At 54.5% G+C, this 14006-nt stretch carries 12 protein-coding genes; 4 read left to right on the top strand and 8 right to left on the bottom strand.

Translation table 11 applies throughout. The features are described 5' to 3' along the window. Positions 1–77 precede the first annotated feature (77 nt). A complete protein-coding gene (locus ELY25_RS08875; RefSeq protein ID WP_126950923.1) occupies positions 78–1415 on the bottom strand; it encodes an MATE family efflux transporter in 1338 nt (445 codons plus the stop codon). Position 1416: 1 nt separating this feature from the next. After that, a complete protein-coding gene (gene metH, locus ELY25_RS08870) occupies positions 1417–5112 on the bottom strand; it encodes a methionine synthase (protein WP_126950922.1) in 3696 nt (1231 codons plus the stop codon). 260 nt (positions 5113–5372) lie between these two features. On the opposite strand from metH, the gene nfuA reads away from it, so the two are divergent. Both nfuA and ELY25_RS08860 read left to right on the top strand, forming a co-directional pair. Further along, complete coding sequence (gene nfuA, locus ELY25_RS08865; protein WP_126950921.1) at positions 5373–5978, top strand: Fe-S biogenesis protein NfuA; 606 nt, start codon at positions 5373–5375, stop codon at positions 5976–5978. Between the two features lie 221 nt (positions 5979–6199). After that, positions 6200–7846 (top strand): BCCT family transporter, encoded by a 1647-nt coding sequence (locus tag ELY25_RS08860; protein WP_126950920.1) that lies wholly within the window; start codon positions 6200–6202, stop codon positions 7844–7846. A gap of 44 nt (positions 7847–7890) precedes the next feature. On the opposite strand, the gene msrQ is transcribed toward ELY25_RS08860, so the two are convergent. The 3 genes from msrQ to ELY25_RS08845 all read right to left on the bottom strand — a co-directional run bounded on the left by msrQ (position 7891) and on the right by ELY25_RS08845 (position 10732). Continuing rightward, the gene (gene msrQ, locus ELY25_RS08855) at positions 7891–8517 is read right to left on the bottom strand and encodes a protein-methionine-sulfoxide reductase heme-binding subunit MsrQ (protein WP_126950919.1); all 627 of its coding nucleotides are present in this window, start codon (positions 8515–8517) and stop codon (positions 7891–7893) included. Further along, positions 8517–9542, bottom strand: coding sequence for a protein-methionine-sulfoxide reductase catalytic subunit MsrP (msrP, locus tag ELY25_RS08850; RefSeq protein WP_126950918.1), 1026 nt, complete (start codon positions 9540–9542; stop codon positions 8517–8519). Before msrP ends, msrQ begins: the two co-directional genes overlap by 1 nt. Positions 9543–9703: 161 nt before the next feature. After that, positions 9704–10732, bottom strand: a complete 1029-nt coding sequence (locus ELY25_RS08845) for a DNA-binding protein (protein ID WP_126950917.1) — start codon at positions 10730–10732, stop codon at positions 9704–9706. Positions 10733–11016: 284 nt separating this feature from the next. Between ELY25_RS08845 and ELY25_RS08840 the strand changes: the two genes are divergently transcribed. Next, complete coding sequence (locus ELY25_RS08840; RefSeq protein ID WP_126950916.1) at positions 11017–12204, top strand: tyrosine-type recombinase/integrase; 1188 nt, start codon at positions 11017–11019, stop codon at positions 12202–12204. A 65-nt stretch (positions 12205–12269) separates the two neighbouring features. Further along, positions 12270–12686, top strand: coding sequence for a SufE family protein (locus tag ELY25_RS08835; protein ID WP_126950915.1), 417 nt, complete (start codon positions 12270–12272; stop codon positions 12684–12686). Positions 12687–12759: 73 nt separating this feature from the next. Here ELY25_RS08835 and yidD read toward each other — a convergent pair whose 3' ends face one another. Genes yidD through ELY25_RS08820 form a run of 3 tightly spaced genes read right to left on the bottom strand, consistent with a single transcriptional unit; the run spans position 12760 to position 14005 of the window. Continuing rightward, the gene (gene yidD, locus ELY25_RS08830; RefSeq protein WP_126950914.1) at positions 12760–13086 is read right to left on the bottom strand and encodes a membrane protein insertion efficiency factor YidD; all 327 of its coding nucleotides are present in this window, start codon (positions 13084–13086) and stop codon (positions 12760–12762) included. Next, positions 13086–13553, bottom strand: a complete 468-nt coding sequence (gene hisI, locus ELY25_RS08825) for a phosphoribosyl-AMP cyclohydrolase (RefSeq protein ID WP_126950913.1) — start codon at positions 13551–13553, stop codon at positions 13086–13088. The genes yidD and hisI overlap by 1 nt, the downstream gene beginning before the upstream one ends. Before the next feature lie 5 nt (positions 13554–13558). After that, positions 13559–14005, bottom strand: a complete 447-nt coding sequence (locus ELY25_RS08820) for a Fur family transcriptional regulator (protein ID WP_126950912.1) — start codon at positions 14003–14005, stop codon at positions 13559–13561. Position 14006 lies beyond the last annotated feature (1 nt).

Here is a 14006-nt window from a genome sequence, read left to right as displayed (position 1 = left end):
AAGGCGGACAATAATATAGTGTTACCTTAACGCGTGTCTCATATTCTACAAAAGAATATATAATTATCTTTTTATCGTTAAATGGTATTTAAAACGCCGGACGCTAGCCAGCGCCTGCGCTGCCATATCCATAAAAACCCCGCTGAATTGGCCAGACGGTAAAAAAGCTGTACGAGCCAAACGCCAAGCAGTCCTTGCTCCAGGCCAACGCCCACCCACCATGCAAGAGGCAAAAACAGCAGCCACTGCATACCAAGGGTTAACACCATTACCGTACGCTGTGCTCCGGCACCCATCAATGCCTGGGCAAGCACCAGAGCGGCCGCATCCAGCACAATCATCACGCCGGTAATCTGCAAGGGTAGCGTACCCAGCGCCACAAGCTCATGGCTTGAAAAGAAAATGCCAAGCACCTGGGTAGGGAACACCAGCATGGGCAGCGCCAGTACACTCAGCAGCACGCCCGCCACGCGCAGTGCATCCAGTCCCCACCGGTGGGCGGAGTTCTGATCGTCCCGGCCCAGCGCTTCACCTACCAGGCTCATCGCGGCAACGCCAACGCCTACACCGGGCAATATCAACAGCAGCGACAGGTTAACCAGAACATGGCCAACGGCAACGCTTGCCGTGCCCAGACGGCTTAACAGCCAGAAAAGCACTACATAGCCCGCCGCAAAACATACCTGTTGCAGCGAGTGAGGGAGGGCGAGAGCCAGGGTAGTACGCAGTGTATCAAGCAATGGCAGCCTCAACAGAACGCCATTTTGATGACGTTGACTTACGGTTACCCAAAGCCAGATGAAAAGGCCTAAAAACATCGAGAGGGTTGTGCCAACACCCGCGCCGCTGGCTCCCAGCCGGGGTAAACCGAACAGGCCATAGATAAGCCCACTACTGGCTGCCACATTAAATAGTTGAACAACCATGATGATGCGCAGATAAAGGTGCGTTTGCTGACGGCCGTTCCAGTAGCCACGAAAACAGAGGGTTAATGCAATGGCAGTAAGCGCGATAACGCGCCAACGGAAGTAATCAACCGCGACATGCTGCACTTCTTGTGCCTGGGTTATTAAATGTAGTAGGGCAGGCGCCTGCCACCAGGCAAGCAACGACAGTGGAAGCCCTGCTGCCAGACCAATGATGGCACCTGCCTGCAGCGGTTGGCTTAGATGTTGATTGCTTGCCCCAAGGCGCTGAGATGTTTGCGATTGGACGCTGGAGGAAAGCCCGAATACCAGCGCGGTTATCATGAACATGGCATAACCGCCAACTCCAACGCCCGCCAGCGCTACCTGCCCCAGATGGCCAACTAGCGCAGCATCGATGATGTTGAGCATGCTCTGTGAGAGCATGCCCAACATGATGGGTAACGCCAAGCGCATCACCTTGCCGTGACGGCGAACTACTAACGCCATATCAGCTGGGGTCGTAAGAGAGTACGGGCGACAGCCAGCGCTCCATTTCCTCAAGCGGCATCTGCTTACGCTCGGCGATCGCTTCTACTTGGTCGCGGGTAATCTTGCCTGTCGAGAAGTACTTGGACTGCGGATGGGCAAAGTACCAGCCCGCCACGGCCGCGGCCGGCCACATGGCGTAGCTCTCAGTTAGCGCAAGCCCGGTATTTTCCGTGGCGTTCAGCAGTTTGAACAGCGTGCCTTTCTCGGTGTGATCCGGGCAGGCCGGGTAGCCCGGGGCCGGGCGTATACCCTGATACTTTTCTGCAATCAGGGCATCGTTATCCAGCGTCTCTTCGGGCACGTAGCCCCAGAACTCCTTGCGCACACGCTCGTGAATCCGCTCGGCGAAGGCCTCCGCCAGACGGTCGGTCAACGCCTGTACCAGAATGGCGTTATAGTCATCGCCTGCTGCTTCATAAGCTTTTGCAAGTTCATCCACCCCGTGGCCGGTGGTCACGGCAAAGCCACCAATCCAGTCGGTCTTGCCACTCTCCTTAGGCGCAATGAAGTCCGCCAGGCTGTAGCAGATGCCGTCGCGGCCCTTGGTGGTCTGCTGGCGAATATGGTGAAGTCGTTCAACCACTTCGCTACGTGATTCGTCGGCGTATACTTCGATGACGTCGTCGTCCACGCTGTTTGCAGGCCAGAGGCCGATCACGCCGCGGGCCTGAACGCGCTTTTCATTCACGAGCTTTTTCAGCATTACCTTGGCATCGGCAAACAGGCTACGCGCGGCTTCACCCACGATTTCGTCGTCGAGAATCTTCGGATACTTGCCCGCCAGCTGCCAACTCATGAAGAAGGGCGTCCAGTCGATGCGCTCGATCAGCTCTTCAAGGTCGTAGTCGTCGAACGTCTTGAGGCCCGTGAAGGTGGGCTCGACCGGTGTCACGCTATTCCAGTCGGTACGAAAGCGTCGCTTGCGGGCCTGTGTGTAATCCAGGTCTGCCGCTTTGGGCCGTCGTTTAGCGTTACGCTCACGGACTTTTTCGTACTCTTCACGAATCTCCGCCACATAGGCGGTTTTCAGATTCGGTGCCAGTAGGCGCCCGGCCACACCAACCGCGCGGGAGGCGTCGGTCACGTAGATCACCGGATGCTCGTACTGCGGCTCGATCTTGACCGCGGTATGTGCTTTGGAGGTCGTGGCCCCGCCGATAAGCAGTGGCAGATTCATGCCACGGCGCTGCATCTCTTTCGCCACGTGCACCATTTCATCGAGCGATGGTGTGATCAGCCCCGACAGGCCAATAATATCGGCGTTATGATCGATAGCAGCTTGAAGGATTTTCTCGGCAGGCACCATCACGCCAAGGTCGATAACCTCATAGTTATTACACTGCAGCACCACGCCGACGATATTTTTGCCGATATCGTGAACATCGCCCTTGACCGTGGCCATGACAATCTTGCCTTTGGCCTGGGTACCTTCGCTTTTTTCAGCTTCGATATACGGAATCAGGTAGGCAACGGCCTGCTTCATCACACGCGCAGATTTCACCACCTGAGGCAGGAACATCTTGCCGGCACCAAACAGGTCGCCGACCACGTTCATGCCATCCATCAACGGTCCTTCGATGACCTCGATAGGGCGCTCAGCCTGGAGGCGGGCTTCTTCGGTGTCATCTTCAATATAGGCTGTGATGCCTTTTACCAGGGCGTGCTCAATGCGCTTGTTAACCGGCCAGCCGCGCCACTCAAGATCTTCTTTCTTGGCCGGGCCGCTACCATCACCTTTGTATTTGTCGGCGATATCCAGAAGACGCTCGGTGCCGTCGCTGCGGCGGTTGAGCACAACGTCCTCAACCGCTTCACGAAGTTCTGCAGGCAAATCGTCATATACCGCTAGCTGCCCCGCGTTGACGATCCCCATGGATAGGCCAGCGCGGATGGCGTGATATAGAAACACGGAGTGAATCGCTTCACGTACCGGGTTATTGCCCCGGAAGGAGAACGAGACGTTGGAAACACCGCCGGAGATCATGGCGTGGGGCAGGTTGTCGCGAATCCACTGGGTGGCTTCGATGAAATCCACCGCGTAGTTATTGTGCTCGTCGATACCTGTGGCGATGGCGAAGATGTTTGGGTCGAAGATGATGTCTTCGGGCGGAAAACCGATATCGTCGACCAGCACGCGATAGGCGCGTTCGCAGATTTCGGTCTTGCGGGCGAAAGTATCGGCCTGGCCCTCTTCGTCAAACGCCATGACCACGATGGCGGCGCCAAAGCGTCGGCACTTGGTGGCCTGCTCGCGAAACGCGGCTTCACCTTCCTTCAGTGAGATCGAGTTGACCACGGCCTTGCCCTGAACGCACTTCAGGCCCGCTTCGATGATCTCCCACTTGGAGGAGTCGATCATGATCGGCACGCGGGCGATATCGGGCTCGCCGGCAATCAGGTTGAGAAAGCGCACCATCGCTTCCTCGGACTCCAGCATGCCCTCATCCATATTGATATCGATGATTTGCGCGCCGCTTTCCACCTGCTCAAGTGCTACTTCCAGGGCAGTGGTGAAATCTTCTTCGACGATCAACCGCTTGAAGCGCGCCGAGCCCGTGACGTTGGTGCGCTCGCCCACATTGACGAACAGCGAGTTGCCGTCGATGTTGAAAGGCTCAAGTCCGGAGAGGCGGCACGCAGCGCTGCGCTCGGGGATCTTGCGAGGCGCTATGGTGCTGACCGCCTCGGCGATCGCACGAATATGCTCAGGCGTTGAGCCGCAGCAGCCGCCAATGATATTGACGAGGCCACTTTGGGCGAACTCGCTGACGATAGACGCCATTTCCTCCGGCGTCTGATCATATTCGCCAAACTCATTAGGCAGACCCGCGTTGGGGTGTGCTGATACAAAGGTGTCCGCTTTGGTGGAAAGCTCTTCCAGATAGGGGCGCAGCTCTTCAGCGCCGAGTGCGCAGTTCAGGCCCACCGAGAGTGGCTGGGCGTGGCGAATAGAGTTCCAGAAGGCCTCTGTGGTCTGGCCCGAGAGCGTGCGGCCCGAGGCGTCGGTGATCGTGCCGGAAATCATTACCGGCAGGCGCTTGCCCAGGTCTTCAAAAAGCTCTTCGAGGGCGTAGATAGCAGCCTTGGCGTTGAGCGTATCGAAGATCGTCTCGATCATGATCAGATCGGCGCCGCCTTCAATAAGCGCGTTGGCTGCTTCGTAATAGTTCTCGCGCAGCTCATCGAAAGTGACGTTGCGCTTGGCCGGGTCGTTGACATCCGGCGACAGCGATGCGGTACGCGAGGTGGGACCCAATACGCCGGCTACGTAGCGCGGCACGCCGGTTTCTCGAGCTACGGCGTCGCATACCTCGCGCGCCAGCCGCGCCGACTCGCGATTGAGCTCGACCACGATCTCTTCCATGCCGTAGTCGGCCTGGGAAAGACGCGTGCTGTTGAACGTGTTGGTTTCAATGATATCGGCGCCGGCTTCCAGATAATCGCGGTGAATACGCGATACGACGTCAGGGCAGGTCAATGCCAGCAGGTCATTGTTACCCTTCAGGTCCGACGGCCAGTCGCTGAAGCGTTCGCTACGAAAGTCTTCCTCGCTCAGCTCGGCATTTTGCAGCATGGTGCCCATTCCGCCATCCAAAATCAGGATACGTTGGGCAAGGCGTTGGGCGAGGGAGGCGTTCAGGTCACTAGCGGCCATAACGGGGGGTGTTCTCCAGCGTCTTAATCGAAAACGTTTTTATCGAATAGGTGATCGATACGGAATTTGGCCAATATGATACCAAAGGCCGCCAGACACGGCAGCTACGAATGCAGCCATTGAAGTTTTCCTGTACTGGCCGCATTTTAAATAGCCTACTAAAACAGTCAGGATTGTGTCGGCGCGCGGTTTTGCTTACCATAGCGCTAAAATGACATGTGAAGTGGTACTGCCACCGTTCACAGGAGGAGATTAGCCTCATGACCACGACTATCGAAGCACCTGGTATCGACATTACCGACAGCGCCCAAGGTTATCTTGCCGAGCTGCTTGAAAAGCAGAACGTTGAAGGCATTGCCGTACGCATCTTTATTACCCAGCCCGGCACGCCCTATGCGGAAACCTGCCTGGCGTACTGCCGCCCCGGCGAGGAAGAGCCCGCCGACGTCAAGCTTGAGCTTGAGAAGATCAACGTTTTTCTGGATAAGAACAGCCTGGCGTTTCTGGAAGAGGCGGTGGTCGATTTTAACGCCGACCGTATGGGCGGTCAGTTGACGATCAAGGCGCCTAACGCCAAGATGCCCAAGGTGAATGCGGATAGCCCCTTGGAAGACCGCATCAATTACGTACTGTACAGCGAAATTAACCCAGGGCTGGCGTCTCACGGCGGTGAAATCAAGCTGGTGGAGCTGACCGAGCAGAAAATGGCCGTACTGGCCTTCGGTGGTGGCTGCCAGGGCTGTGCGGCGGTGGATTTGACCCTGAAAGATGGTGTCGAGAAAACCCTGATGGAGCGCATTCCTGAGCTTGCCGGTATTCGCGACGTTACCGATCACACGGATACGACGAACGCTTACTACCGTTAAGCTTCGCTACTCCGCTAAAACCCAGCCTCCGGCTGGGTTTTTTTGTTTCGTTGAAACGATTTTCTAGTGCGTTCACGCAAAGCGTGCAACTATTTAAAGCTTCTCAAGTGTTATACAAACGCTGGGAAGTGGCTAGATGCTGCGCTTTCTCTGGGCGAACGGCGTTTCACTACCGCCGAGCATAAAACAACGGATGTTTTTCCGCGTCGGGGGATACCACTATTAATATAAAACGCGCGTTTTCCAATATTCACAAACCTATCTTCTTTGGCTCATTGGCCTTGCTGATTACCGTAACGCTGCCGTTGATCCTTTTTCCCGAGATGGGGCGGGTATGGGTAATGGTGGCTCAAGGCTTTGTCACCGATAACTTTGGTGTGCTCTACCAGGCCATGGGTATCGCATCGCTTGGGTTCATGTTCTATATCATTTTCAGCGATATTGGCCAGATCAAACTGGGTGATGTGGATTCCGAGCCCGAGTTTTCGCTGTTTTCCTGGGGCGCCATGCTGTTCGCTGCTGGTATCGGCGGGGCGGTCGTGTTCTGGGGAGTCGTCGAGTGGATGTACTACCTGCAAAGCCCGCCGTTTAATCTTGAGCCATTCTCTGAGGAAGCGACTGCTTGGGCGGCCACCTACGGCATGTTCCATTGGGGCCCTATTGCTTGGTCTATCTATCTGGTGCCAGCGCTTCCCATGGCCTATTTCCTTCACGTGCGCAAACACAAGGTGCTGCGTATCAGTGAGGCCATTCGCCCGGTGCTGGGCGAGAAACTCGCCCGTAGCTGGCTGGGGAATATCATTGATGTGCTGTTTATTTTCGGCATGCTGGGCGGTGGTGCAACATCGCTGGGCATTCTTGTACCGTTGATCAATCAGGGCTTTGGCGACTTGTTTGGGTTTACGCCCAATGCGATTAGTCAGATTGGCGTGCTGGCAGGTACCACGGCACTGTTTGCCGTCAGCGCATGGCGGGGGCTTAAAGGGGGCATCGAGGTGCTCTCGGATATCAACATGTACATCGGCCTGGGTGTGCTGCTGTTCGTGCTTATCGCGGGACCGACCGTATTTATCCTGGATACCGGCCTTAATTCCATTGGCCTGATGCTGAGCAACATTATTCAAATGGCAACCTGGACAGAGCCGTTTGGCACGTTTGGCGGGTTTGAGGAGACGGGGTTTGCCAAATCCTGGACTGTTTTCTACTGGGCATGGTGGCTTGTTTTTGCGCCGACGGTGGGGCTGTTTATTGCGCGTATTTCCAAAGGGCGCCGAATCAAGACGATGGTGGCGGGTTCGCTGTTTTTCGGATCGCTGGGGTGTGCGCTGTTTTTCATCATTCTGGGTAACTATGGCCTTTATCTTCAACTTTCCGGCACGCTCGATGTCATTCAGATCATGAACGATCAGTCTGCCAACGTGGCCTTTTACGCTGTACTTGGCCAACTGCCGTTTTCCTGGGTACTGACTCTGGCCGTGGTGCTGTTGCTCTCAATTTTTACCGCAACTACCTTTGACTCGATTGCCTATATTCTGTCATCGGCGGCCGAGAAGAGTGTCAATCAGGAACCGGCTCGCGGGCATCGTCTATTCTGGGCTTTTACGCTCTCGTTCTTGCCCATGTCACTGCTATTTCTGGGCGGTCTCGAAACGCTGCAGACCGCGAGCATCGTCAGCGGCGTACCGCTGTTGATAGTAGCCGTACTGCTGATGATCTCTATGGTGCGTGCTGCCCATTATGATTTACGCTACCAGCCTGACTACGAAGAACCCGAGATCAATATCGAGGAGTTTCCTGAAAACGATCCCTGGACAGAAGAGGGCTCCTGGGAGCTAACGGAAGACGAGCACCAGCCGGACAGGACGTAAAACGCTCAACCAAACAGGCCACTCCAGCGGGTGGCCTGTTTGGTTCAGGCAGATTGCTTCAGCCGTTGGCGAAGTTTGGGCAAGGTGCGCGATATTGGCGGTATGCGTAGGCACATCAACAAGGCACCGATGAGCGCGTATATAAACCATTCCTGCATATCTGCACGCACCACCCATAAAAAATGCAGCAGCACCAGCGCGAGGATCAGGTAGCTTGCCTTGTGCAGGGTTTTCCAGCGCTTACCCAGCTTGCGCATGGCCCAGTGGTTGGAAGTGGCGCCAAGCGCCGTCAACCCCAGCAGGGCTAGCATGCCGACAATGATATATGGGCGATTGATGATTTCACTACCCAGTCGCGCCCAGTCCAGGCCCAGAATGAACAGTACGTAGCAAGTGAGGTGCAAAACCGCATAGGCGAGCGTCCAGAGCCCTAGCTGGCGACGAATCAAATTGAAGCCCTTCCAGCGGGTCAGCTTGGTGAGCGGCGTCAGGCTAAGCGTGAACAACAGTAACCACAGCGCGCCTAGGCCGATATTAAGCAGCAGGTAACGGCCAGGTTCCGGCCCTGCCATATTGTTGGCTACCTGCCACCCCCACCATATAAGCGGCAACAGCGCGGCTATAAACACACCGACTCGCCAAAGGGTAAATACATAGGCAGGCATGGGCATCAGTAGTTGACTCGTAAATCCATACTCGAATAGAGGCTGGCGACCTCATCGGCGTAGCCATTGAACATGCGGGTATCGATGATATTGGTATTGAAAAGACTGTTAGGCAGGCGGCGCTCGGTTGCCTGGCTCCAGCGCGGGTGGTCAACCTCAGGGTTCACGTTCGCGTAGAAGCCATACTCATTGGCGGCGATCTGCTGCCAGGAGTTAAGCGGCTCTTCTTCGACCAGCGATATACGCACGATCGACTTGATGCTTTTGAAGCCGTATTTCCACGGCACAACCAGACGTAGTGGGGCACCGTTCTGGTTGGGCAGCTCCCGGCCATACATGCCCATTGCCAGAAAGCTCAATGGATGCATGGCCTCATCAAGCCTTAAGCCCTCAACGTACGGCCAATCGATGAGGGCAAACGAAGAGCGCTGACCTGGCATTTGTTCAGGATCGACCAAGGTTTCAAAACGAACATACTTGGCTTTTGATGTGGGCTCTGCGCGCTGTATGACGTCGGCAAGGGAAATGCCCAGCCAGGGAATCACCATTGACCAGGCTTCAACGCAGCGCAGGCGATAAATACGCTCCTCAAATTGAGAGGGTGACGCAATATCTTCAAGGGCAAAACGTCCGACGTTATTGACCTCGCCATCAATCACCACGCTCCAGGGTTCGGTGACCAGGGTGCCAGCCTTGCGCGAGGGATCACTCTTGCCGGTACCGAACTCAAAGAAGTTGTTATAGCCGCTGGCATCCGCGTAAGGGGCAGTCTTGTCCTGAGCGGGATCGCTGGGCACCACGGCTTGCCACTCGGCGGCATCACGCTTGGCCTTAAACCAATCAGGGGCATTGCCTTGCGGTACATCCTGATAATCAGAACGCTGCTCGGAAGCTTTTGCACTGCCCGCAAATACCAAACCAGCCCCCAGGCCGGCAAGACCACCCATAAAGCGCCGACGAGATAGATATACTGATTCGGGAGTAACTTCCGATTCGTGTAAATCGCTTGGCTTGGCAATTTTAATCAGCATGGTGGTATCTCCTGCCAGTAGGTACGTATTGCTGGCTAGTGTGATTCAGCTAAGAAATGCATTGAGTGGGTAAAGAGACAAAGCAGCTTGGGTACATCTCAACGCAGGATTGCTCATCGGTAATTAAGCGTAGACTTTACGTTGCCTATTTAGGGAGCTTTCTAATCACTTTTCGACGGTTTTTCTTTGACGCTGATCGCGGTAGGTAGTTCAGCAAGCTGCTGTTGTAACGTTAACATTTGATGAGCCATTTGCGTCTGCCACTCGCGCTCCTGCCGAGCCTGTTCAGTTTGCTCCTGGTAAACAGCCTGCGCCTGGCTCAGCTGCTGAGTGACAGACTCATGCTGCTGCTTTAGCGTTACGATCTGCCGCTCAAGTTCTTTGACCTGTTGTACTGAGCTGACCGTTTCCAGTTGCTGCTGGCGTAGCTCGCTACGGCTTGATTTCAGTTCTTCACTTAATGCTTCAATGCGCTGTTGCTTCTGCTGTAGTCGCTTCTGCAAAGCCTTCTCTTCTTGGGCGCGTTCCTGACGTGCTTCGTCCAGCATTGCCATTAACCGGCCTTCAGCTGCTTCATTACGCGCCTCTTCTTGCGCCAGGCGTTTTTCCCAGCTGTTTTGCTGCTCTTTCAAAGCCTGGTTGTGCTGCTCAAGGGTAGCCGTACGCTGCTGCTGCATTTCCTGGTTAGCGTTTTTAAGCTGCTGGTTCTCCTGCCGTGCTTCATCCGCAGCCTGTTGAAGATGCTGCTCGCTTGCCTGGCTTGCCGCCAGTTCACGATTAAGTGCTTCCAGGCGCTGCTCGGTATGACGGAGGTGTTCTGCCAGGGCGCTTTCGCGTTGTTCGGCATTGGCCGCCATCTGGGCGGCTTCAATAGACGCCCGCTGGGCCTCTTCTACCTGCCTGTTGGCTTCCTCGCGATAGTGGATGAGTGCCTGGTTGGCAACGTCCTGCGCTTCGCGCCAGAGCTCACTTGCCACATTAACGACGACTTCAGGCACGCCCTTGGGCGGAGGTACGTCACGATTTTGCTCACGTTCGGTTCGCCATTGACGGAAGTGTTCACTGATGGTCGTAAAACTACCGGTACCCAGCACTTCGCGGATACGTTGCACGCTAGGCGTGTCGCCACGGCTCAATAGCGTATCGATTGCCTGTTGAACATCACTGTACTGAATACCACTGCGCGCCATGTTGTGTGCCTTCTTGAGCTAACGTTTGATGTCTTATTGTCCGCTTAGTTAAGCCTGAACACAATAATTACGTTATATGTATTACGTAATTTTATTTATCTTAATTATGATAAATTCAAGATTACTCGCATTATCTTGAGTTTATGAAGCTGTAGTACCATACTTTTAGGCCTCAACCACCTACTGCCTTATCAATATGCTGGCGGTGTTTTAGAAGGTTGCAGTGTTTATTTTTTAATATTTATTATTAAATTCAATAGGTTATTATTTTATTAAGGCGGGTGATGGTTCATATAAATGAGAGTCAAGAAAGCGTTTGGGATAGCGTAAGGGGAGACGTTCAGCGAGAAGTACTGCCGATTGAACCACTGGTGGTTGAACATGCTATCACCCCAGCTGGAGTACGAATCAATGCCGGTACGGATGCTGAAGCTGTGGCAATGTGGCTGGCCGAGTACCGGGACAGCCTGCAAACATGGAAGAGCTATCGCCGTGAAACGGAGCGTCTGCTGCTTTGGCTTGAAAGTAAACGGCTAACACTTACCGCCATGGACCGGGAAATATTGCGCCAGTTTGAGACTTTTTTGGCTGATCCTCAGCCTTCAGAGCACTGGGTTGGGCCTTCCAAGCCTCGCCATCATCCGCAATGGCGCCCCTTTAGGGGCGGGCTTTCACCAGCCAGTCGCCGTCAGAGTTTAATTATTCTGCAGGGGCTTTTTAGCTGGCTGGTAGAGGCGGGGTGGGTGAGCCATAACCCGTTTCGGTTGATGCGCGATAAATCACGTCGACTGAATAACCAGTCACAGCGCATAGAGCGTTACCTTGAGCGCGGCTTGTGGGAGTGGTTCTGGCAATGGCTAAATAGGCCGCTAGCGCCACACCAGAGTAGCCGCGCCGAGTATGAACAAGTCAGGCGCCAGTTTATTTTTGGTTTTGCCTATCTGCTTGCCCCGCGTATAAGCGAAATGGCCGATGCCAGAATGGGAGATTTCAAGATGGCAGAAGGGCGCTGGTGGTGGTCCGTAATAGGTAAGGGCAGTAAAATAGCTCGCGTGCCGCTGCCTGAAGATATGCAGGAGAGCCTGGCACGGTGGCGAAAATTCTTAGGGCTTGATGCCGTGCCAGATCATCAAGATGAAAGCCCGGTAATACGGGCGCTTGATGGCCGCCGGGGCATTGGCCATAACCAGCTTTATCGATTGATACGTGACACCTTTTTGCAGGCAGGCGATGCGCTTGAGGCCGAGGGCGGGGCGCCTGCCTATATAGCCGCATTGCGTAAAGCCACCCCACACTGGTTGCGCCATACATCCATTACCCACCAGGCACAGGCCGGTATCAGCTTGCGCCATTTGGCCGAGAGCGCACGGCATGCACGATTGGATACCACATCCCGCTACCTGCATGCAGAGGACGAAGAGTGGCACCGCGAACAGCAGCGTCACCGGCTTACGCCAAGAGATTCCCTTTAAAGCAAGCCGAATTGGTATACTGAGTCACCGCTTTTTTTAAATACGTATATGAAAGGATTTTTTTTATGAGCACTTCCGGCGCCGAGCAGGCCCAGCAAGAGCTGATTGAAGAGTTTGAGATGTTTGATAACTGGATGGACCGGTATCAATACATTATTGATATGGGTAAGCAGTTACCTGACTTTCCTGAAACACTGAAAACCGAGCAGTATAAAATTCAGGGCTGTCAGTCAAATGTCTGGATGTGCCATGAAGAGCAAGACAATCAGCTAATCTTCAAGGCCACCTCTGATGCGGCCATTGTCTCTGGGCTTATCGCAGTACTGCTGCGAATTTACAGCGGGCGCTCGGCGGCTGAAATCAGCACGACCGAGCCTCATTTCATGGCCGACCTGGGCCTGGATAAGCATCTTTCACCTACGCGCAGTAACGGCCTTCACGCCATGCTTGAGCGTATCTATCAAGTCGCCAAACAGGGCTGAACATACGAATATCATTCGAAGGTAAAACAGGCTAGGGTTTTACTGAAGAAATGGTTTTACTAAAAGACTGGTTTTAGTGAGGAAGGTGGTTATCGCCGCAGGATGACCGCTCGCTATCTTCACGGCAAAGCTGCTCGCTGCGCCCGCCGGGTACCGGGTCCATGCCACCGGGGTTGCCCGGATGGCACTTGATGATTCGCTTAAGGGCCATCCAGCTGCCTTTAATGGGCCTATGGACCTGGATGGCTTCAATGGTGTAAGACGAACAGCTTGGCCAGAAACGGCAGCGCGGGCCAAGCAGGGGGCTGATGACATATTGATAAATACGTACAGCGCCTATCAGCAAATAGCCCACGAGACGGCCGGCTACGCTGACGACTGTACGCCACCATTGCGCCACTATTGGTTACCGTATAACTCAGCGGGGTCGATCAGCGGTTCACTGTTAATCTTCGCCTGCTCATCAGTCAGCGAAAGATAGAAACAGCTGCGGCGGCCGGTATGGCAAGCAGGACCGGTTTGTTCAACTTCTAAAAGCAATGTGTCGCCATCGCAATCCAGTGCTGCCGATTTGAGATGTTGCTGCTGGCCTGATGATTCGCCTTTGCGCCATAGTTTTTTACGTGAGCGCGAATAGTAACAGACGCGGTGGGTCGCCAGCGTCTCTTCAAGTGCTTCTCGGTTCATCCACGCCATCATTAGCACTTCTTTGGTGTCGTGCTGCTGAGCAATCGCGGGTAGCAAACCTTCAGCATTGAAACGCACAGCATCCAGAAGCGTCATCGTGTCAGGCAAGGTGTCGGTGGGAGCGGCCGACTCAAGCGCTTTGAAAAGCTCGCTTGATGGTAGTTGGCTAAAACGGGACATGCTATTTACTCACTCTTGGCTCTGCAGTTCTGGCAAAGTCCTTGTAACTCGATAGTTTGGCGCTCAACACTAAACCCCTGGCGCTTGGCGAAGGCAGCTAACTGGTCGCTTACTTCATCCAAATGCAGCTCCTCTACATGCCCACACTGACGACAGATAAGTAACTGAAAGCCATGAATATGCTCAGGGCAAGCGCATGCCACATAAGCATTTTGCGATTCAATGCGATGCACAAGGCCCTGATCAATCAAGAATTCTAGGGCTCTATACACAGTTGGCGGGCGCGCCGCCGCATGCTCTGTGGAGAGCTTATCAAGCAGGTCATAGGCTTTTAGACCGCCACCATTCTTGGCAATCAGTTCCAGAACGCGACGCCGAATGGGCGTAAACCGAACGCCTCGGCTATGGCACTGGGATTCTGCTTGTTGAAGTAGCGTATTCGCTTCAGTCATT

It is taken from the genome of Vreelandella populi (assembly GCF_003989825.1).
In the GTDB taxonomy this organism is placed as follows: domain Bacteria; phylum Pseudomonadota; class Gammaproteobacteria; order Pseudomonadales; family Halomonadaceae; genus Vreelandella; species Vreelandella populi.
The sequence above is the reverse complement of the archived record's forward strand: the minus strand, read 5'-3'. Positions and strand labels throughout refer to the sequence as shown.